The organism is Sorangium sp. So ce381, from assembly GCF_051473845.1.
Classification (GTDB): Bacteria; Myxococcota_A; Polyangia; order Polyangiales; family Polyangiaceae; genus Sorangium; species Sorangium atrum.
The window spans coordinates 1,262,791-1,283,384 of the sequence record NZ_CP150336.1; the positions used below are offsets into that span (position 1 = coordinate 1,262,791).

Annotated in this window: 14 protein-coding genes; 6 read left to right on the forward strand and 8 right to left on the reverse strand. The window is 70.3% G+C overall.

The window, feature by feature from the left end:
* Positions 1-21: 21 nt before the first annotated feature.
* Positions 22-753, forward strand: coding sequence for a sugar transferase (locus WMF29_RS04665; RefSeq protein WP_012233516.1), 732 nt, complete (start codon positions 22-24; stop codon positions 751-753).
* 213 nt (positions 754-966) lie between these two features.
* Here WMF29_RS04665 and WMF29_RS04670 read toward each other — a convergent pair whose 3' ends face one another.
* From WMF29_RS04670 to WMF29_RS04690, 5 genes are all read right to left on the reverse strand, one after another.
* Entirely contained in the window at positions 967-2,349 is a 1,383-nt protein-coding gene (locus tag WMF29_RS04670; RefSeq protein ID WP_437327676.1) for an O-antigen ligase family protein, read from the reverse strand.
* A gap of 116 nt (positions 2,350-2,465) precedes the next feature.
* Positions 2,466-3,431 (reverse strand): hypothetical protein, encoded by a 966-nt coding sequence (locus WMF29_RS04675; RefSeq protein WP_437327677.1) that lies wholly within the window; start codon positions 3,429-3,431, stop codon positions 2,466-2,468.
* Between the two features lie 127 nt (positions 3,432-3,558).
* The gene (locus tag WMF29_RS04680; protein ID WP_437327678.1) at positions 3,559-6,033 is read right to left on the reverse strand and encodes a hypothetical protein; all 2,475 of its coding nucleotides are present in this window, start codon (positions 6,031-6,033) and stop codon (positions 3,559-3,561) included.
* On the reverse strand, positions 6,030-7,040 hold the full coding sequence (locus tag WMF29_RS04685) for an NAD-dependent epimerase/dehydratase family protein (protein WP_272100189.1): 1,011 nt from the start codon (positions 7,038-7,040) through the stop codon (positions 6,030-6,032). The genes WMF29_RS04680 and WMF29_RS04685 overlap by 4 nt, the downstream gene beginning before the upstream one ends.
* The gene (locus WMF29_RS04690; protein ID WP_272100191.1) at positions 7,037-8,125 is read right to left on the reverse strand and encodes a Gfo/Idh/MocA family protein; all 1,089 of its coding nucleotides are present in this window, start codon (positions 8,123-8,125) and stop codon (positions 7,037-7,039) included. The genes WMF29_RS04685 and WMF29_RS04690 overlap by 4 nt, the downstream gene beginning before the upstream one ends.
* A 188-nt stretch (positions 8,126-8,313) precedes the next feature.
* On the opposite strand from WMF29_RS04690, the gene WMF29_RS04695 reads away from it, so the two are divergent.
* Together WMF29_RS04695 and WMF29_RS04700 are read left to right on the forward strand one after the other, a co-directional pair.
* Positions 8,314-9,555, forward strand: a complete 1,242-nt coding sequence (locus tag WMF29_RS04695; protein ID WP_437327679.1) for a glycosyltransferase — start codon at positions 8,314-8,316, stop codon at positions 9,553-9,555.
* Between the two features lie 153 nt (positions 9,556-9,708).
* Positions 9,709-10,086 carry an STAS/SEC14 domain-containing protein gene (locus WMF29_RS04700; protein ID WP_272100194.1) on the forward strand — a complete coding sequence of 126 codons (378 nt, stop codon included), beginning with the start codon at positions 9,709-9,711 and terminating at the stop codon, positions 10,084-10,086.
* A 24-nt stretch (positions 10,087-10,110) separates the two neighbouring features.
* Here WMF29_RS04700 and WMF29_RS04705 read toward each other — a convergent pair whose 3' ends face one another.
* Both WMF29_RS04705 and WMF29_RS04710 read right to left on the reverse strand, forming a co-directional pair.
* Positions 10,111-11,313 carry a P1 family peptidase gene (locus WMF29_RS04705; RefSeq protein WP_437327680.1) on the reverse strand — a complete coding sequence of 401 codons (1,203 nt, stop codon included), beginning with the start codon at positions 11,311-11,313 and terminating at the stop codon, positions 10,111-10,113.
* Positions 11,310-13,628, reverse strand: coding sequence for a D-alanine--D-alanine ligase family protein (locus WMF29_RS04710; RefSeq protein WP_437327681.1), 2,319 nt, complete (start codon positions 13,626-13,628; stop codon positions 11,310-11,312). Before WMF29_RS04710 ends, WMF29_RS04705 begins: the two co-directional genes overlap by 4 nt.
* 179 nt (positions 13,629-13,807) lie before the next feature.
* On the opposite strand from WMF29_RS04710, the gene WMF29_RS04715 reads away from it, so the two are divergent.
* Positions 13,808-16,276: an ATP-dependent helicase gene (locus WMF29_RS04715; protein ID WP_437327682.1), complete on the forward strand. Its 2,469-nt coding sequence runs from the start codon at positions 13,808-13,810 to the stop codon at positions 16,274-16,276.
* A gap of 180 nt (positions 16,277-16,456) precedes the next feature.
* On the opposite strand, the gene WMF29_RS04720 is transcribed toward WMF29_RS04715, so the two are convergent.
* Positions 16,457-17,317, reverse strand: coding sequence for an MBL fold metallo-hydrolase (locus WMF29_RS04720; protein WP_437327683.1), 861 nt, complete (start codon positions 17,315-17,317; stop codon positions 16,457-16,459).
* Positions 17,318-17,460: 143 nt separating this feature from the next.
* Between WMF29_RS04720 and WMF29_RS04725 the strand changes: the two genes are divergently transcribed.
* Entirely contained in the window at positions 17,461-18,684 is a 1,224-nt protein-coding gene (locus WMF29_RS04725) for an MFS transporter (RefSeq protein WP_437327684.1), read from the forward strand.
* Between the two features lie 648 nt (positions 18,685-19,332).
* Positions 19,333-20,583, forward strand: coding sequence for a DNRLRE domain-containing protein (locus WMF29_RS04730; protein WP_437327685.1), 1,251 nt, complete (start codon positions 19,333-19,335; stop codon positions 20,581-20,583).
* Positions 20,584-20,594: the final 11 nt, after the last annotated feature.

Genomic DNA, 20,594 nt, shown 5'->3' on the forward strand with positions numbered 1-20,594 from the left:
ATGGGAGCCACAAGGTAAACAGTGACACCTGGCGTTCGTGTAGCGAAACGTGCGATCGACATCGCGGGCTCGCTCGTGGGTCTCACGCTGACCCTCCCGCTCTACCCTCTCATCGGCGCGGCTATCTACCTCGAGTCGCCCGGGCCGATCTTCTACATGCAGCGCCGTGCCGGGATGCTCATCGGCACGGAAGTGCGGGACGGCGTGGCCTACCCGCGGTTCGTCGAATTCCACATGCGCAAGTTTCGTTCCATGCGCGTGGATGCCGAGAAATTGACGGGGGCCGTGCTCGCCCAGCAGGACGACCCGCGCATCACCCGGGTCGGCCGCTTCCTGCGCAAGACGCGCCTCGACGAGATCCCGCAGTTCTGGAGCGTGCTCATGGGGGACATGAGCATCGTGGGGCCGCGCCCCGAGCGCCCCGAGCTGCTCGTCAACCTCGCGCTCGCCATTCCGTTCTTCGAGGAGCGGATGCGCGACATCAAGCCGGGCATCACGGGGCTCGCGCAGGTGTCGCTCGGGTATACCGGGCGCGCCCCGGCGGAGAGCGAGGTCGCCGCGTTCGAGGCGACGCTGACGAACCCGTTCGGCCTCGAGGAGGCGGAGGGCGCCGAGGCCGACGACATGCGGATGAAGCTGCTCTTCGACCTCGCTTACGCCGCGTCGCTCGAGAAGCTCTCGACGTTCCTGCAGATGGAGCTCTCGATCATCGTGAAGACGCCGCTCGTGATGGTCCTCGGCCTGGGGCGCTGAGCCCAGGCGCTCCGCGCTTCAGCGCCAGACCTCCTGCGCCGTCTGCCCTCGCATCCCAGACGGCCGGCGCGGCGCGCAGCCTCGCGCCCCAGACGCTGGCACCTGCCTCGCGCCCTGGGCGCTTCAGCGCGGCGCCCTCCCTCTCCCCCGACGCCGGCGCGCTCGAGCGCCAAGCGGTCGTCCGCGCGCATCCCGCGGGGAGGCGCAACAGCCTCAGTAGCCCTTTGACTTCGTGTACAGGGTCAGCGCGATCACCAGGCCGACGTTGGCCAGGATGAGCCGGTAGACGTCGCGCTTCTCGAACTTGATCGAGAACGAGGGATCGACGCTCTTGACGGCGCAATAGAACGAGCCCGCGAGGCCGAAGTAGATCCAGAGCACGTAGTGGTAGGTGAACGAGAGGAAGAAGATCCCCACCATCATCCCGCAGAACCCGGCGAGCATCCCCATGGCCCAGGCCCGGATCATCGCGAACTGCGCGCCGTGCTCGTAGCGGCTCAGCGCGACCAGCGAGATCTTGAGCGTGAGGTAGATCATCGCCGTCCACGCGAACATCCCGATGGGGCCGAGCTCCGCGAGCGCGAGCAGGTACGCGTTGTGCGCCGTGAGCCAGTGGTGCTCCGTGAACTGGCGGAAGCCCGCGCCCATCAGCGGGAACATGCGGTAAATCTTGAGGCCCTCGGACAGGATCTCCGTGCGCTCGCCCGCCGACTCGTCCGCCTCTTCGCCGCCGCGGCCGCCGAGCATCATGAGCGGCGCCGCGCAGATCGCGCCGAAGATCGCGCCGCGGACGCCGTATTTCTTGACGAAGTAGACGCCCAGCACCGTCGCGAAGACGAGCTGGCCGCCCCGGGACTGCGTGAGGATGATCGCGGTCGCGATCACGAGGAGCGACCCGAAGACCAGGAGCGCGCGCAGGAAGGAGCGCTTCTGCTCGAACATCGCGAAGCTGAACGGCAGCACGATGCCCGACGTGAGCGCGAGCTCGTTCGGATCCTGGAGCACGCCGCGCCAGCGCACGCGGCCGTTGATCGTCGACGTCTTGAAGAGGCCGACGCGCTCGCACAGGTACTCGACCTCGGGATCGGCCCCCGGCCCCTCGCGGCAGTCCACGCGGAGCTCGCAGGACCGGCCGTCAGGGATACCCGACTCGCCGCGCGAGCCTCCGATGGTCTGGGATACCGCCAGGCACTGAGATGGGGAGAACCCCTGGTGCACGGCGACGCCCGCCACGAAGAGGCCCATGACGAGCACCGTGGAGGCGAGCTTCTGGAAGCCCTTGAAGCCGTCGGTGCTGTGCCCGATCAGGAAGAAGAGCACGAACGTCACGCTGATCGAGACGAAGCCCTCCGAGAACTCGGCGGGGTTCCGGAAGCCGAGCGTGAACACGCACCAGAAGTAGACGACGATGGCCCACCGGAGCTGCGGGGTCGCCTTCAGCCTGACCTTGCCCATGGCGAGGTCGAGGCCCATGCCCATGAAGGCGAGGCCGAGCCAGAGGTACAGGAACGGCAGGTTCTCGAAGCGCTCGTCCCATTCCTGGGGCCTGCCGTAGATGAAGATGATGAGAAGGATGACCCCGGGGAGCGCGAGCATGTCGAGGGTCCTCGGCGGAGACGCCGTTCGGGTGGTGGGGGACGTTCCGGAGGATCGCGGCTCGCGTCAAGCGACTTGCGCTCGCTCCCTCCGGCGCGGTTGCAGGGCCCTCGACGCTAGGTGCTGAGGCCCACGCGGCGCACGGCCTGGTTCAGGAACGGGACGAACTCGTCCGCCGCCCTCGCGTTGCCCGCGCTCGAGGGGTGGTTGTCGGTGTTGCCCTCCGAGCCGTGGAGGGAGAAGTTGGACTCGCCCTTGTTCGTGAGCACGTCGTAGTAGTCGAAGACGACGACGTTCTTCTCCGGATAGCCGCTGAGCCAGCCGTCGGGCGACTTGACCCAGTTGTTGAACGAACGGGCGAGATCCGCCTGGCGCTGCGCGATCTCGGCGTCGGAGGGCTTCCCGAGGAGCCGCTTGGCGGTCCACTTCCAGGCGGGCTCCTTCGAGCGTTTGAGGACGTTGGCGGGGGCGGTGATGTAGACGAACAGCGTGTCCTTCCGCTTCGCGAGGTCGGGCAGGATCGACGCCAGCGTGGCCTTCGCGTTCCAGACGGTGAGCTCCGGGCCGGCCGGGTTGCCGGGGGCGGAGCCCTCGCCGACGAAGCGGTTGTTGGGATAACAGGACTTGAAGACGACGATCCGGTTCACCACGCCGTCCGGGTGCATCTGGTCGTTCAGCGCGACCCGGAGCACCTTGTCCATCTTGTCGCGGAACTTGGGCGCCCAGTCGAAGAGGTCGGTGTTCTCGCCGATCTCGCTGCCGTAGGAGGCCTCGTGGACGCGGTAACCCTGCTCCGTGAGCTTCTTCTTGAGCCCACCTCCGTTCGGGTGCGCCTCGTAGACGCACGACGCCTTCTCCTTCTCGGCGCCCGGCTCCGTGAGGAGCTGGCCGCCGCACGAGTGATGGATGAACAGGAGATCCAGCGGGGTATCGGGCCGGGTGCTCGCGAAGCCCGACAGATCGAGCGAGCCTGCCTTCGCGATGGGGCCGGTCGCGGCCGGCGCCGTGCCCTCGATGGGGATGAACAGGGCGCCCAGCGCGACGAGGAATGCGCCGGCAGAGACGAGTCGCTTCTTGCTCATGGCATCTCCGTACAGGACGTGGGCAAGGAGGATGGATTATTGCAGCGCGCCGCGCCGAGGACAAGCGGGCGCCGATGGCGCCATCGTCACGTTTGCCGTTTGCCGTTTGTCGCTTGCGACACGGCGCTCAGAAGGAGAGGACACCGCCCTCGTCGGCCTTGGCGGCCGAGCCGGCGCGGATCGTGATCTCGTCTCCGTCGGCCGCGGGCTTCCTGATCACGTCGTAGGATGCGCCGGGGGAGAGCCCCGTGACGACGTGCTTCGCCACGCCCGGGAGCGAGGTGAACTGCACCTCGGACACTGCGCCCAGCTCGACCGGGAACAGGACCAGCGTGCCCTTCACCGCCGCGCCCACGAACGGCGTCCCGCGCTTCGTGCGCACGAGCGCCACCGGATCCGCCGTCGCGTTGCCGGCCGCTCCCTGGAGCACGTGCAGGAAGCGCGCGTCCTTCGGCATCGGGGCCGGCGGCTCGACCCGCAGGGTCCCGAGCATCGGCTCGTTCTCGGCCGGCTTGGTGTCCCAGGTGCCCGTCGGCTTGTACGGCTCGGCCACGACGACGGCGCTCTCCGGCAGGACCGTGGTCACGAAGAGCTTCTGCCCCTTCGCGGTCGTGGCCGTCGCGAGCTTCCCCGCGACCTGCGCCGCGCTCGGCGTTTGCACGAAGAAGCGCTTGAAGCGCCCGTCCTTGCCCGTCGCGGCGCGGTCGTAGAGGACGAGGTGGTCCGGCTTGAGCCACACGAGCGCGCGGCTGACGTGCGTGACGTCGCGGATGTTCTCGTACTCGGAGTTGTAGAGCGGGGTCGCGTCGCCGAGGACGTAGACGTAGTCCTGCGCGAAGCTCTTCGCGAGCACCCTGGGATCCCCCGTGTGCACGAGCGGCCACTGGGACCCGCGCCGCCAGAGCTCGCCGCGGTTCGGGTCGTCGTGGCGGCGGTTCTTGTCGTTCTCGACCGCGAGGGTGTTGTGCTGCTCGGAGTTCCCCATGAAGGCGCCGTACCCGACGCGCTCCTTCGTGAGCCACTCGCCGCCGCGGTAGAAGCCGAAGCTGAGGCCGTCGCCGTGCTGGTGGTCGATCTGCTCCCAGCCGAGCTGGAACTGGAGCCACGTGGCCTCGGGCCCCCAGCTCGTCCTCGCGAAGACCTGGCCGAGGCCGGGGCCGTAGTGCGTGAGCGGGATGGAGGGGCGCGGGTCGGTCGGGGTGACCGCCGGGTCGAGCAGGAGGAAGTACAGGATCGAGTGGCGCTTGTGGGTCTGGCCGAGCTGCGAGCGGGCGCGCCGCGCGAGGGCCGCGGCGCCGCCAGGGCCGGCGTGGATGGCCATCCAGCGGAGCGCGTTCAGGCGCTCGGCGTTGCCGCTGTTCTCGGCGTGGAGGCCGAGCGCCGCGAACGGGTCGATGTGATCCGTGTACTCGTAGCGCTCCCCGTCGCCCGTCCACGCGGCCTCGTGGGTCGGCCCGAGCCGGCCCGCCGGCGTGCCGGGGCTCAGGCTGTGGAGGTGGGCCGGGATGAACTCGTGCCAGAACGGGTTGCCGTCGAGGTGCACCTGCGGGCCCCACTTCGCCGGATCGGCCTCGCCGGCCGTCTGGATGGCGAGCAGCGTCTCGCTCACGTAGGCCAGCGTCGCGGGGCCGTACTGGAAGCCCTCCGGCGGCGCGCCGCCGCGCGCGTCGTTCCGCAGGACGCTGTCGGTCATGTAGAGCCACGCCCCGGTGACGTTGGCGAAGTAGTCCCTGAGCCGCGGGTAGGTGCCGCTCGGCTTCGGATCCGGCGGATCGTCGGCCTCGTCGAACGCGAGCGACAGGAGCGTCAGGTTGCGCATGTGCGACGTGAAGTAGTTGTTCACGGCGTACCTGCGCTTCCTCGGCTCCTTCAGCATCGCCGGGTCGTTCAGCTTGCCCACGGGCTCGGGGTGATCGTGGCTCGTCGTCGACGACTGCAGCTGCTCCTCCGCCCAGCGGAGGAAGACGGGCCGTATCGCCGCCTTGTCCTGGGCCGAGAGGTACCCGTAGATCCAGTCGACCGTGAGGCCGAACGACTCGCCGGCCCAGCGGGCGCGGTCGCCGGTCGAGAACCTGCGGACGAAGGGATCCTGCGGATCCCCCTTGTTCACGCGATCGACGATGTAAAGAAGGATCTTGCGCGCGCGGGCGGCGTAGTCGTTGCGGGCCGCCTCGTCGCTCGAGACGAGCGACATGAAGGCGAACAGCTCCGCGTGCGCCTCGCAGTAGATGCGGGCGTGGGTGCAGTCGCCCTCGGAGGGGATGTTGCCCTTGTCCATCGCCGCCGCGGCCTCGGCCGTCACGGCGGCGAGCTCCTTGAACAGGGGGTTCGCCTGCGTGGCGCGCGCCCGGAGCTTCGGCAGATCGGCCGCGCGCACCCAGAGCCGCGGGTGCCCCTTGGTCGGCGTGGCCGGCGGCGCGGGCGGCCCCTCGAAGCGCGGCGCCGCGGCCGCGAGGGCCGCGGTGGCGGACTGGGTGCCCTCGCCGCTGTGGACCGCCGGCGGCCCCGGGGTCTGCCGCCGCTCGCAGCCGGCGAGGAGACCCGCGAGGCCGAGCGCCAGCCCGAGCGACGCGAGCGACGCCAGCGACCGCCGACCCGTCATGTCGCGCGTTCCTTGAGGTACGTGAACGTCCGCTGGAGGCCCTCCTCCGTGGAGACCAGCTGCTTCCACCCGAGCGCCTTCAGCTTCGTGTTGTCGAACCGGTTCCCCTTCCACGAGGTCGCGCTCTTGTAGGGCGTGAAGATGGCCGGCAGCTGCCCCTTCGAGTAGGCGTGGTAGCGCTCGACGAGCTTCGATATCCCGGTGAGGGCGAAGTAGGGCACCGTGAGCGAGCGGATCGGCTTCACCTCGCGCTTGTAGCGGGCGAGGTAGACGTCGGCCGTGGGCAGGTCGTCGTCGTGGACGTTGTAGACCTGCCCCCGCGCGACGTCGCTCCGGCCGGCGACGGCGATCGCCTCGGCGCAGTTGTCGACGTACGAGAGCGGGAGGATGTTGCGGCCGCCGAGGTGCAGGAACACGCCGAAGAGGCTCATCCCGACGCGGCTGGAGAAGGCGTTGCCGCCGGGGCCGTAGATGACGCCGGGGCGGAGCACCGTCAGCGGGAAGCCGTAGCGCGCCTGGTACTCCCAGAAGAGCTTCTCCTGCCGGAGCTTCGCCTGCGAGTAGAGGTCGCGCTGCGCGGGCCGCGCCTCCAGGGGCGTGTTCTCGTCGACGATGTACCCCCGCGGGAGATCGGCGACGCCGTAGACGCCGAAGGAGCTGACCAGGACGACGCGCGGCGATCGGCCGGTGTGGACGAGCGCCTCGAGCAGGTTCTTCGAGGCGACGACGGTGCTCAGGAACATGTCCGCGGGCGCGCCGCCCATGGCCGCGGCCACGTGGTAGACGACGTCCACGCCCTCGACCGCGCGCTCGGCGGCCTCCTTCGTGGCGAGGGAGCCCACCGCGATGTCGAGGGGGACGCCCCGCCGCTTCTCGATCTCTTCGAGCCGCGAGCGGTTGCTCGCGGGGCGGACGAGGCAGCGGAGGTCGGTCTCGCCATGGGCGAGCAGCCGGTCGACGAGGGCCGACCCAAGGAAGCCGTTCGAGCCGGTGACAAGGACTTTCATGTGCGCGCCTTCTCCTGCGGGACCTGGCGGAAGATCTCATCCATCATCCACGCGACCCGGATCATGTCCCGGTACGAGATGGGCAGCTCCGCGCCCCGCGTGATGCTGTCGTAGAAGAGGCCGATCAGGCGGTTCAGCCCCGAGAAGAAGTGGAAGTCGCTGCGGGCGAACCGCACAACGTTCTTGCCCCCCTCGCGGAGGTACGAGAGGGCCTGATCGAAGGCCGGGACGACGCGCCCGATGGCGCTCGGGAGCTTCGGCGAAGCGTCGAGGGTGACCGTGCGGCTCGTGAAGTCGACGTGGAGCGTGTTCTTCGTGCCGTAGACGCGGAGGAAGTGCCCGGGCGGCCGCGCGTGCGACGAGAAGGTCCCGTAGGCGCTGACGCGCGCGCCCTGCACCGTGACGCGGAGCTCGTCGAGCATGTCGTCGCGCGAGTCGCCGAACCGCTTCTCGCGGAGCGCGTAGGCGGTCGCGGTGACCTTCGGCTGCTCGTCGTCCACGAACTCGACGATCTTGTTCAGCAGGTGATCGACGTTGTTGTGGAACAGCTTGCCCGGGAGGCGGTGGACCCAGTGCGAGCCGTCGCCGAGGAGCGCAGCGCCGAAGGGGCCGGCGAGGTTGTAGCCGAAGCAGCTCTCCACGTGGACGGGATCGCCGAGCACGCCGTCGCCGACGAGCCTGCGCATCTCGACGGCCGGGGGATCGAACTGGTACTCCCAGCCGACGGTCATCTTCTTCCCGGCGGCGGTGCAGAGCTCGATGAGGCGCCGCACGTCCGCGAGGTTCAGCGCAGTCGGCTTCTCCACGTAGACGTGGGCGCCCGCCTCGATGGCTCGCCGGGCGAGGAACAGGTGCGACTGCGGAGGGGTGGTGATGTGGACGACGTCGGGCTTCTCGACGTCGAGCAGGCGGTCGAACGAGTCGTAGTGGCTCGGGATGCCGTAGCGCACCGCGATCTGTTCGGCCATCAGGAGCTCCAGGTCGCATACGGCGACGACCCGAGCCCGCTCCGGCATCTTCTGGATCTCTTCTATGTGGCCGTCGGCGATCTTGCCGCAGCCGACGATCGCGATTTTGAGGGTCATGCGGCGGCGGAGCGTACCGCAACGTGGCAGCCGAGAGCTAGGCTCTCCGCCGGCCCGCCGAACAGCGTGGACGCGTCCACGCGCATCCACGCGCATCCACGCGCATCCACGCGCGTGGAGGAGCTTGATGACGGTCGCGGCGGCCTCGGGTAGGCTGCGCGGCGCAGCATAAAGAAGGGTGGTGATTCGTGCGCGTGCTCCATGTTCTTCATACGTCGCTGCCTGTCATTGCGGGGTACACGATCCGCAGCGACTACATCATCAAGCATCAGGCCGAGCACGGGATGCGGCCGGCGGTGGTGACGTCGGCGCAGCAGGGGTCCGGGGATGCGCTGAAGGACGAGATCGGCGGCATCTCGTACTGGCGGACGCGCGAGCCAACCGGCAAGAAGCTGCCGCTGGTCAGGGAGCTCTCGCTCGTGCGGGCGCTGGAGGCGCGCGTCGAGGACGCGATCCGGGAGTTCCAGCCCGATCTCGTGCACGCGCACTCGCCGATGCTCGTCGGGCTTCCGGCGCTCGCGGCGGCGCGCCGCTTCGGGCTGCCGCTCGTCTACGAGGTGCGCGATCTCTGGGAGAACGCCTCCGTCGACCGTGGCAAATTCAAAGAGGACTCGGCGCCTTACAAGATCGCGGCCGGCCTCGAGACGATCGTCTACAAGTACGCTGACGCGACGGTCACGATCTGCGAGGCCCTGAAGAACGCCGTCGCGCCGCGGGTGCGCAGCACGGACGCGCTCCACGTCGTGGGCAACGGCGTCGACTCGGACAAGTTCGCGCCGCGGGAGGCTCCTCCCGGCGCCTGGGAGCGCTTCGGGCTCGCCGGGAAGAAGCTCATCGGCTACGTCGGCACCTTCCAGCCGTACGAGGGGCTCCAGACGCTCATCGCGGCGATCGGCGACATCGCGCGGGAGATCCCGGACGCGCACGTCGTGATCACCGGGGCCGGCGGCCAGGAGATGGAGCTCAAGGCGTTCGCCCGCGAGCGAGGGGTGGAGTCCAAGGTGACCTTCACCGGGCGGGTGCCGCACGACGAGGTGTTCAACATCTACGCGATGGCGAGCCTGCTCGTGTATCCCCGCATCCGGACCCGGACGACCGAGCTCACGACGCCGCTGAAGCCGCTCGAGGCGATGTCCATGGCCCGGCCCGTGATGGTGAGCGACGTCGCGGCCATGGGGGAGCTCGTCCGTTATGGCGAGACCGGGTTCGTCTTCAAGGCGGGCGACAGCGCCGATCTCACGAAGCGGTGTGTGGAGGCCCTCAAGGATCCGGCGCGCCTCGAGCAGGTCGGCAAGAACGCGCGGGCGTGGATCCTCAAGGAGCGGCAGTGGCCCACGCTGCTCTCGCGGTACGAGACCATCTACGAGCAGGCCATCGCCGTGCGGCGCGGACACGGCAAGTCGCGCGTCGGCGAGCCGCGCGCGGCGTGAAGGGCGGCGACGCCAGCCCGAGCTTCCCACGGCCGACGGCCAGCGTCGCTGCCGCGTAAGCGTCGCGATCCCTAGGCGCGTCCTTGCGCGATCCGGGGTATGATCGCGCGGCCCCATCCCGCCCCTTCGGGAACTGGCAGGAGGTCTCTCAACGTGTTCGAGATCAAAGTCGACCGGATCATCGCCATGGTGGATTTCGTCCTCGAGGGGCGTGTCCGCCTCGAGGAGATGGAGAACTTCGTCAGCGAGCTGAGGAAGGCGTGCGAGAGCCTCCAGGGCCGGGAGATCAAGATCAAGGCCGATGTCCGCGGGTTCAGGCCGATGTCCCCCGATGTGGCGGAGAAGATCCGCGCCGTCCAGGAGTTCGGCCTGGAGCTCGGGGTGATGCGCGTCGCCGAGATCATCGAGAGCGACATCGTCGCGCTCCAGCTGAACCGCGTGGCGCGCGAGAGCGGCACGGACAAGGTCCTCCGGCGCTTCTGGGACGAGGACGCCGCCCACGAGTGGCTCCTCCACGGTGATCCTGAATAGCGCTGAGGCGCGGGCGACGCGTCGCTAGAAGAGGGGCGGCGGGTCGCAGGGGTGCGGGGGGCGGTACTGCTTCAGGATTTCGGCCACTGCGTCTAGCGGGAGGGCGGGGGCGTGGTGGCCGCTGTGGCCGGTCATGTCGACGCCGCCGAACATGGCGTTGAGGATCGCCTCCTCCACGACGTCGACGGTGGCCTCGTAGAGGGCGTCGATCTCGGTGTCGAGGACGAGCTCGGCCATGTGGCGGCCCGGCGCGAGGGGGTGCACGCTGAGCGAGCGGCTCGAGCGGGGGGCGCTCCATTGCTCCGTGGGGACGCGAGGCACACGGTTCGCGGTGCTCCACGCGAGGACGATCTCGCCCGAGTTGTTGGCCGCGTAGCCGCCGGTCCGGCCGATCGCGAGCGCGGCGCGCCGCGCTAGGCGCGCGAGCTGACGATGGATGAGCGGGGCGTCGGTGGCGACGAGCGCGATGATCGAGCCGGCGGGGCCCCGCCGCGGGACGTGGTTGAAGCGATCGCTGATGAGCCGCCCGACCGGGACCCCATCGACGCGGAGCAGCTCGCGATCGCCGAAGTTCGACAGCACGAGCGCCCCGACGACGGCGTCGACCCCGCCGACAGGGACCGAGCGGCTCGAGGTGCCGATCCCGCCCGCGAAGTGGAACGTCTGCATGCCCGTGCCGGCGCCGACGCACCCCTCTGCCACGGGGCCGCTCCGGGCCTCGTCGATCGCCTCGTCGACGTCGGCCTGCGTCACGTGGCGCCCCACGGCGTCGTTGAGGAAGCTGTCGTCGCACTCGGCGACGACCGGGATCACGACATCGTAGTCCTTGCCGATCTTGGGATGGCGGCGCGAGAGCCACGCGACGGTCGCGTCGAGGACACGGCCGACGCAGAGCGTGCTGCAGAGCAGGATCGGCGTCTCACAGAGGCCCCACTCGTTGATCTGCGAGAGGCCCGTCACCTCGCCTGCGCCGTTGAGCACGTAGCTCGCGGTGAACACCCGATCCAGGAAGACGTCGCCGTCGGCCGGGACGACCGCGGTGACGCCCGTGCGCACGGGGCCGAGGCCAGGGACGAGCTCGCCTTCGCCCTCGATCTTGGTGACGTGGTGGACCCGCACCCCGGTGACGTCCGTGATGGCGTTGTCCGGACCCGTCGGAAAGCGGCCGATCGCGACGCCGAGATCGCGCAGCCGAGGGCGCCTGAGCGCGGCCGAGGGCGCGCTCATGGGCCGGCGACCTCGCCGTTCGCGGCGGAGACCGCGTCGGAGAGGGGCGCGGGCTCCGCCGGGAGGGGCGCGGGCTCCGCCGGGAGCGGCGCGGGCCCGGCGTGCGCAGGGCAGGGCGCGGCCAGCAGGCCCGGGTCGGCGGCCGGCGAGGCGGCCGCCGCGCTCGCGGAGGGCGCGGCGGCGCTCGCCGCAGGCGCCGCCGCGGTGAACGCGGGCCGCGGCGTCGTGGCGGCCCGGGCGTCGCGGTGGCGCTTGAGGCAGCCGGCCAGGATCTCGCCGATCAGCATCCGGTAATCCATCCCCGCGACCTTCGCGATCACGCAGAGATCGCTGAAGTCGGGCGTCAGGCCGGGCAGCGGGTTGATCTCGATGACGTACACCCTGCCGTCCTTCGTCATGCGCAGATCGACCCTGGCCACGTCGCGGCACCCGAGGGCCGCGAACGTGTCGCGCACGACCTTCTCGATGCGGCGGAGCTCCGACGGCGTGACCTGCGCGGGGCACTCGAAGCGCACGCGCGGCGTGTCCGTCTGCTTCTCCTCGTAGCCGTAGACGGGGTAGGTGGGCGGGTCGACGAAGACGACCTCCATCGGCGGCAGCACCTTCGGCCGCCGCTCGCCGAGCAGGCCGACGGTGAACTCGCGGCCCGTGATGTACTCCTCGATGAGGGCCGGCTGGTGGTAGCGATCGACCAGCTGCTTCGCCGCGGCGCGCGCGGCGGCCTCGTCCTTGACGACGGACGCGGAGGTGATCCCCTTCGAGGTCCCCTCGGCGTTGGGCTTCACGATCACCGGGTAGCGGAACGGCTTCAGCTTCTCGCGCCCGGTCGTGACCACCTGCCACTCGGCCGTCTCGATGCCGGCCGCCCGCAGGATCTGCTTCGTGAGGCCCTTGTCGAGCGCGAGCGAGAGCGTGGTCGCGTCCGAGCCGCTGTAGGGGATGCCGAGCAGCTCGCAGAGCGCCGGCACCTGCGCCTCCCGGCCGCGGCCGCGGAGCCCCTCGGCGATGTTGAAGACGACGTCGACCCCGGAGGCCGCGAGCGCGCGCGGCAGGTCCGGCGTCGCCTCGAGCGGGACCACGGTGTGGCCGTAGCTCTCGATGGCGCTCGTGATCGCCTGGATCGTGCGCGGCGAGTCGAACTCGGCCTCCAGGTCGTGCATCGTGCCGGGGCCCGCCTTGTCGGCCGCGGCCGTGTCGCTCCGCTTCATGTTGTAGGTGAACCCGACGCGGAGGGCGGTGCGCTTCGCCCGGCGCTGCTGGTTGCTCTCCAGGAGCGGCAGGAGCCCCCGCCGCTTGCAGGCGCTCCTCACGATGGCCCGGATGACGCCGTCGAAGTCGACGCCGCGCTGCGCCGCCGCGACGAAGACGCTGGCGCCCGGCTGGAGGGTGGGCAGCCCGTCGACCTCGAGGAAGTGGACGTCGTGGCCCTGGCTGCGCGAGGGGGACGGCGAGACCCGGAACTCGCAGCGGGCGTGATCCTTGAGGTCCAGGGCGCGCACGACGCGCGCCGTGAGCGACCGGATGCGCTCGATCGTGGCCGGGGGCAGCTGCGCGGGCCGGCGCGTGACCTGCTCGGGCTTCGCGTGCTTCAGGTTGAAGTCGTAGACGTTGTAGCTGCCCGGCACCGCGGGATCGATCACGAACTCGATCGGGGTGAGGACGCCCTCGGGGATGCCGGTGCCGCTCGAGCGCGCGCCGTTCGTGTCCTTGAGGCCGTCGACGAAGGCGCACGCGACGTCGATGCCGGCGATGTAGTGCTCGACGAGCAGGCCCGCCTCGAAGCGCGCGAGCTGCCGCTCGACGACCTCGGCGAGGTGGTGCGCGTCCTCGCAGACGCTCCACTCCCGGAAGATGCCCTTGGAGGAGCCCTCGAAATTCGGCTTCACGATGACGGGGAAGCTCACGTCGTCGAGCGCGCCGCTCTCCAGGGTGGTCCGGTTGACGAGGCGGGCGCGCGGGGTGGCGACGCCGTAGCTCGCGAGGACGCGCTTCGTGAGCGACTTGTCGAGCGCGACGTTCAGCGTGTAGGCGTCGGAGCCTGTGTACGGGATGCCGAGCTCGTCGAAGAGCGACGGATAGAAGGCCTCGCGCGTCTTGCCCTTGTGGCCCTCGGCCGTGTTGAAGATGAGATCCGGCTGGAGCGCCTCGAGCCGGGCGAGGACCCGGGAGGCCGGGCCGCTGACCTCGATCCGCTCCACCTCGTGCCCGGCCCGCTCGAGCGCGCCGGCGATGGCGGCGATCGTCTCCGGGCTGTCGAACTCGGCTTCCTCGGCGGAGCTCGTGATCTTCAGGTTGTGCGTCAGCGCGATGCGCATGGTCTCTCCTGGGCCGGTCGTCCGGGCCGCTGCTCCCCCGGTGCTCTGCCGGAGGCGCACGGACGTGCGAGGTTACGGCCAGCGGGCGTGATTTGCCGCGGAAAAAACGGGAAGCGCCGATGGGGGCTCCGGGGCTCGGCGGGCTCCCGCTCGCGCGGAGGTCGTGCTAGCGACCCCGTGTGGATCGTTTCGCCGCACACGACGCCGACCGCTCTCCGCCGCCCGAGCCTGGCCTCCCTCACGAGGAGCTGAACGAGCCGCAGGCGCGCGCGGCCAGCCACGCGGCGGGGCCGCTCCTCATCTTCGCGGGCGCGGGGAGCGGCAAGACCCGGGTCATCGTGTACCGGATCGCGAACCTCATCGTCACGCACCGTGTCCCGCCCTACCGGATCCTGGCGGTGACGTTCACGAACAAGGCGGCGACCGAGATGAAGCGCCGGCTGGAGGGGCTCATCGGGGCCGACATCGTGAAGGACCTCTGGGTGGGCACGTTCCACGCGGTGTGCGCGCGCCTGTTGCGCCGGCACCACGAGGCGGCCGGGCTCGACAAGAACTTCATCATCTACGACGACGACGATCAGCGGGCGGTCATGAACCGCGTGCTCAAGGAGCTCAACCTCGACGATCGGCGCTATCCGCCCCGCCAGGTGCTCTCGCGCATCCACGCGGAGAAGCAGGAGGGGCGGGGGCCCGCCGAGTTCGAGCGCAAGGGCTACTTCGACGACGCGATCGCGCGGTGCTTCGAGGCGTACGAGCGGCACCTCAAGGCGGCGAGCGCGGTGGACTTCGACGACCTCCTGCTCTCCGTGCTGCGCATCGCGGAGGACCCGACGAGCTACGCCGGCGAGGACCTCCGGGGGCGCTTCCGCCACGTGCTCGTGGACGAGTTCCAGGACGTGAACCAGGTGCAGTACCGGCTCGTCCGGGCGTTCTGCAAGAGCCACGACAACCTCTGCGTCGTCGGCGACGACGACCAGAGCATCTACCGCTGGCGCGGCGCCGACGTCCGGATCGTCCGCGGCTTCCGGCGCGATTTTCCGCACGCGACGGTGGTGAAGCTCGAGCAGAACTACCGCTCGATCGGGCACGTCGTGCGGGGCGCGCTCGGCGTGATCCGGCACGCGTCGGATCGCGAGCCGAAGGAGCTCTGGACGGCGAACCAGGACGGCACGCCGATCGACGTGGTGGCGGCGGACAGCGAGCACGACGAGGCGGCGTGGGTGGTCGAGGGCGTCCGCGAGCTCATCGCGCAGGGCGTCTCGCCGAACGAGATCGCGGTGTTCTACCGGATCCACGCGCAGTCGCGCGTGCTCGAGGAGGTGCTGCGCGAGGCGCGCATCCCGTACCAGATCATCGGGGGCACGCGCTTCTTCGAGCGGGCGGAGGTGAAGAACCTGCTCTCGTACCTGCGCGTGATCGCGAACCCCAAGAGCGACGTGGATCTCAACCGCATCATCAACGTGCCCGCCCGCAAGATCGGCCAGAGCACGGTCGACAAGCTCATCCAGGCGGCGGACTTGCTGGGCGTGTCGCTGTTCGAGGCGATCGATCCGCTCCTGGAGGGGAGGGTGCCGCCGTCGGCGATGCCGGGGGGCCAGCTGCCGCCGCTCGCGCCGGCGGCGAAGCGCAGCCTGCTCGGCTTCCGCGATCTGATCCTGGGGCTCATGACCGAGGCGAAGAGCGCGTCGCCGAGCGCGCTGGCGGAGGAGGTGCTCGCGCGGTCGGGCTACGCCAAGGCGCTCGAGCAGGAGGACAGCGTCGAGTCGGAGGCGCGGCTCCAGAACTTGCGCGAGCTCGTGCAGTCGCTCGTCGACTACGAGCAGGAGGCGACCGCCGCGGGCGACGAGGCGACGCTCGCGGGCTACCTCGAGCGGGTGAGCCTGGTGTCGGACGTCGACGCGCTCGCGGACGTGCCCAAGGTCGCGATGATGACGATCCACGCCGCGAAGGGGCTGGAGTTCCACGCGGTGTTCCTGACGGGCATGGAGGAGGATCTGTTCCCGTTCCGGAGCCAGGATCCGAACCGCAAGGGCGACATCGAGGAGGAGCGCCGCCTGGCCTACGTCGCGATCACGCGGGCGCGCGAGCGGCTCTGGATCACGCACGCGGCGCGGCGGGCGATCTTCGGCCAGACGCGCTACGGCCTGCCGAGCCGCTTCCTCGCGGATCTGCCGCCGGCCTCGGTGCGTCCGATCGCGACGCCCGCCAGCATGATGGCGCAGCGCCGGGTCGAGGGCGGGTTCGGCGGGGGCGGCGGGTACGCCGCGTCCGGGCTCCGGTTCGGCGGCCAGGAGCGCTCGTGGGAGGGCCGCGAGCGGAGGCCCGGGGCGCAGGCGCAGGGTGAAGAGCGGTTCGCAGGGGCGCGGTTCTCGCGGGAGGGCGAGCCGGCGAGGGGGGCGATGGCGCGGAGCATGGACGTCCCCGACAGGGCGCCGGGCGAGCGGTATGTCGAGCGGGAGGCGGTCGACCCGGGCGCCGAGGGCGGCGAGGGGCTCGCGCTGCGGCGCGGGATGCGGGTGTACCACGAGCGGTTCGGGCCGGGCGTGGTCGAGAGCGTGGATCCTGGGGCGGATCCGATCGCGACGGTGAAGTTCTCCGGGTGGGGGAAGAAGCGGATCAAGGTGGCGTTCCTGCGCGCCGGGCCGTGAGAAGGGCGGGGAGCTGGTCGCGCGTTCGCCAGGGACGATTCCGGCTGCGCGAGGCACGTGGCGGAGGTCGGGTGAGCGTCGGAACATCGCCTCGACCACCGAATGAACGGTTGTCCGGACAGCTCCCATCCACGCTGGTACAGAGTCCCCGCGGACGGCGAGGAAATAGCGAGTCTCGACCTAGAGCCACACCTCGCCCAGCAGCGGCAGCACACCCAATCTCACGTCGCGTGACGCCCGGCCGAGGCGCTCTGCCAGCCGCTCTCCCTGCATCGCGGGGAGCGCGACGGCGGGGCGATCGAGGGGCAGAAAGAAGTTGTCCCAGTGCGAGAAGAGCACCGCGCGCGGCGACAGGGCGCGCGCGACGCGCTCGGGGAAATCGCGCGATGCGGTCCAGCCGGCCACACAGAGCAGGAGCAGGTCGGGCTCCCTGCAATCGAGGCCCGCCTCGACGAGCTCCGCGCTGCCCAGGTGGACGATGCGCCGGCCCGCGACCCGGATCTCCACCGCAAAGACGGCGCCGCACCGGTAACGCTCGGCCCGGAGCGGGACCTGGTCGCAATCGGAGATGTCGCCGGGGAAGGGGACCCGGCCGAGCAGCAGGCGGGAGTGGGCGCTCGGGAAGAAGCGCAGCTGGAACGGGCCGACCTCGGCGACCACGGGCTCGCCGCCCGGCGCGCGCTCGACGTCGCGCGCGCGCGCCGCGGGGACGCCGGAAGCGCGGCAGAGCGCCGCCGCGGAGCGCGAGCCGAAGACCGTGGCCCCGGTGCGGAGCGCTATCTCCGGGATGTCGAGCGCATGATCGAAATGGGTGTGGCCCGCGACGACGGCATCGGCGCGAGGCGCGTGGCGCGCGATGGCGGCCACGTCGGGGACGAGCTGACCAACCACGCAACGGAGGAGCGGAGCGCGCGTGAGATAGGGATCGATGAGCACCACCGCGCCGGCGTGCTCGATGGCGAACCCCGCCGTGCCCAGCCACCGCACCCGGACCGCGCCCGCTGGCGCGAGCGACCGCGGAGAGAACGTGTCGGCGATCATCGGCGCGGGCTCGTCCGGCCGGCAGACGGGGTGAGTCGGTGGGGCGTGCTCATCGGGATCGAGACCGGATCGAGATCGAAGCGTACGCAAGTGTCCGTGTTTCGGGCGACCGAAGCTCGTCCGCTCGGTTACGATTGTCCGTCGTGGCAGACCGAACGCGCGCCGGCACGATCGCCGCCCTCGCCGCGCTGTACTTCGCCCAGGGCATCCCGTTCGGCTTCCAGGCGACGGCGCTCCCCGTCTTCCTTCGGGCGAGCGGCGTCTCGCTCTCCGGCGTGGGCTTCGCCGGAGCGCTCGCGATCCCGTGGGCGGCAAAGGCGCTCTGGGCGCCGCTCGTCGACCGCTACGGCTGGGAGCGGATAGGCAGGCGCCGCTCGTGGATCCTGCCGCTCGGGGTGCTGCTCGCGCTCACGTGCGCGGCCGCCGCGTTCGTCCCGCCGTCGCGCCACCTCGGCGCCCTGCTCGCGCTGGTCTTCCTGATGAACCTGCTCGCGGCCACCCAGGACATCGCGGTCGACGGGCTCGCGATCGACCTGCTCGGGCGCGGCGAGCTCGGCCTGGCGAACGCCGCGCAGGTGGTCGGCTACAAGGTCGGAATGCTCGCCGCCGGCGGGCTGCTCGTCTGGGCGAGCGCCTGGATCGGCTGGGGCGGTCAGTTCGGGGCGATGGCGGCGCTCGTGCTCCTCTCGGCGCTGGCCTCGCTCGCGCTGCGCGAGCCCCCCGCGAGCGAGGTCGAGGCGCACGCGCGCCGGTCGCTCCGGGAGGTGCTCGCGACCGTCATCGACGCCCTGCGGGCGCCGGGCGCGCTCTGGGTCGTCGCCTTCCTCGGGACCTACAAGCTCGGGGAGGCGATGGTCGACATGATGTTCAAGCCGTTCCTCGTCGATTCCGGCTTCCTCCCGCACCAGATCGGCCTCTGGGTGGGCACGTACGGGCTCGTCGCGTCGATCGCGGGCTCGCTCGCGGGAGGCCTCCTGTCGCACCGGATCCCGCTGCTCGCCGCCGTCGGGGTGACCTCGGCGCTGCGAACCGTGGCGATGGCGGGCGAGTGGCACCTCGCCGCGGCGGGGGCGCCCACCGCGAATGCCGTCGTCGCGGTCACCGTGGCCGAGCACCTCTTCGGCGGCGCCCTCACGACGGCGGTGTTCGCTTTCATGATGTCGCGTGTCCGGCGCTCGGTCGGCGCGACGCACTACACACTGCTGGCCAGCGTGGAGGTGCTCGGCAAATCACCCGCGGTGTGGCTCTCGGGCGCGCTCGCCCAGCGGCTCGGCTATGCAGGCCTGTTCGCCCTGGGGACCGTGATCTCGGTTGTCTTTCTCGGGCTGCTCTTGCCGCTGCGCGAGCGGAGAGCGGGCGAGGGGTGAGCGGGCCCGGCCGTCCCATTTTGCCCCACTGCCCCATTTCGCCCCAGTTCCGTGACGTGGCGAAATTGAATCGTAGAGGCAAGTAGGACGCCGAAGACGCCGAAGACGCCGAAGACGCCGAAACGCCGAGGGAAAGAGGAGAGATGGAGAATTTTTGCTCTCTCCTCTTCCCTCGGCGCCCACGGTGCCCACGATGGCTCTTTTTCTCACGAGCTCAGGGGACAGCCTTCTTCGTCGCGGCGCTTGCTGGTGCGAAAGACGATGATCCGCTCGCCCACTTCATGATATAACCAGACAGCGCTACGGCTGACCGCTGCAAGAATCGCTCGTGACCGCGCTCGCCCGACTTCATCCATCGCTCGCCCGGCCGGAGACGACCCTCATCCCCCCAGGGAGGTGAGAGCCTCCTGGGGGCCAGGGAGCTCGAGGTCGGCCACGATCCGGGAGGCGAGCGCCTGGTAACGGCCGTGCCGTCGTGCCGCACGCGCTGGTTGATGAATGACGCCTTCAGCGCTCCGCCTTCGGGCAAATGGAGCACCATCTCAGCATCGCCCAATTTGTAAGAAGTATTTTCTAAGTCCACAGCGTGCGGCACCTCGCCGCACTGCGCGGCGCCGCTATGCCGTCGCCGCGACGAGGAGCTCTCCCATGAGAACCGCCTATCTGTCGATCTCTGCCTCTACGCTCGCGCTCGCCTCGATGATTTCCGGCTGCATGGCGACAGCCGAGCCGCTCGACGATAACGAAGACTCCATCGGCGAGGGCGCGGCGGCGCTCCTCTCCTGCTCGGTGCTCCCCTCCGGCAACATCGTCACGAACGGCAGCTTCGAATCGCCGAACGTGTCGTCCGGCACGTCGTCGATATACAACGGCTCGATCACCGGCTGGCAGGCCGCCTATGGCCAGATCCAGATCCATGACCACTCGAACGGCATGAGCCCCGCGCACGGCAGCCAGCACGTCGAGCTGGACGCCACGGACTCGAGCGGCATCTATCAGAACCTCACGACCGTGCCGGGAGCGACCTACCAGCTCCGGTTCGCCTTCGCCGCGCGCCCCGGCACCAACGCGAGCCAGAACGTGCTCGGCGTCGTCTGGGGCGGCCAGCAGGTGGCCACCCTCACGACCGCCAGCTCCGCGTGGGTCAATTACACCTATACCCTCGTGGCCTCCGGCACGACGACGCGCCTCCAGTTCAACGATCTGGGCATCTCGAACGGCCAGGGGACGCTCCTCGACAATGTCACCGTGGTCGCCGCCGATACGGATCAGGACGGGGTGTTCGATTCCTGCGACAACTGCCCGGCGCAGGCCAACCCTTCCCAGGCCGACGCAGACGCCGACGGCATCGGCGACGCCTGCGAGCCCCCCCCGCCGGCCGAGCCCCTGTGCGTGGTCGTGCAGCGCGGCACCTACGGGAGCGTGCAGGATGCGCATATCCAGCCCGGCGTCTCGTGGCCGTACGGCGATTACCCGTATGTCGTCATGAACACGTTCCCCGAGGGCGTGCAGCTGGGCGTGCTGGCCTTCGATCTGTCGTTCATCCCGGCGGGCTCCGACGTCGAGTCCGCGACCCTCTCGCTGTCTCACACGTGGAAGGAGAGCGCCAGCACCATCGAGCTGCACCGCGTGAACGGCCCCTGGCAGGAGTCGACCGTGCACGCCGGCAACTTCCCCGGGTACAACGCGGCCGTCGAGGCCTCGATCTCCACCGTCGCCCAGGCGAGCGCCGTCGTGACCACCAACGTGGCGGCCCTCGTGCAGTCCTGGGTGGATGGTTCCCCGAACTACGGCGTCGCGCTCCACGATGTGAACGGTCGGACCGACATCCGATCGAGCGAGCAAACGAACGTCACCCCCCGGCCGAAGCTCGAGGTCTGCTACACGCCGGCCCAGTAGCGGGATCTGGC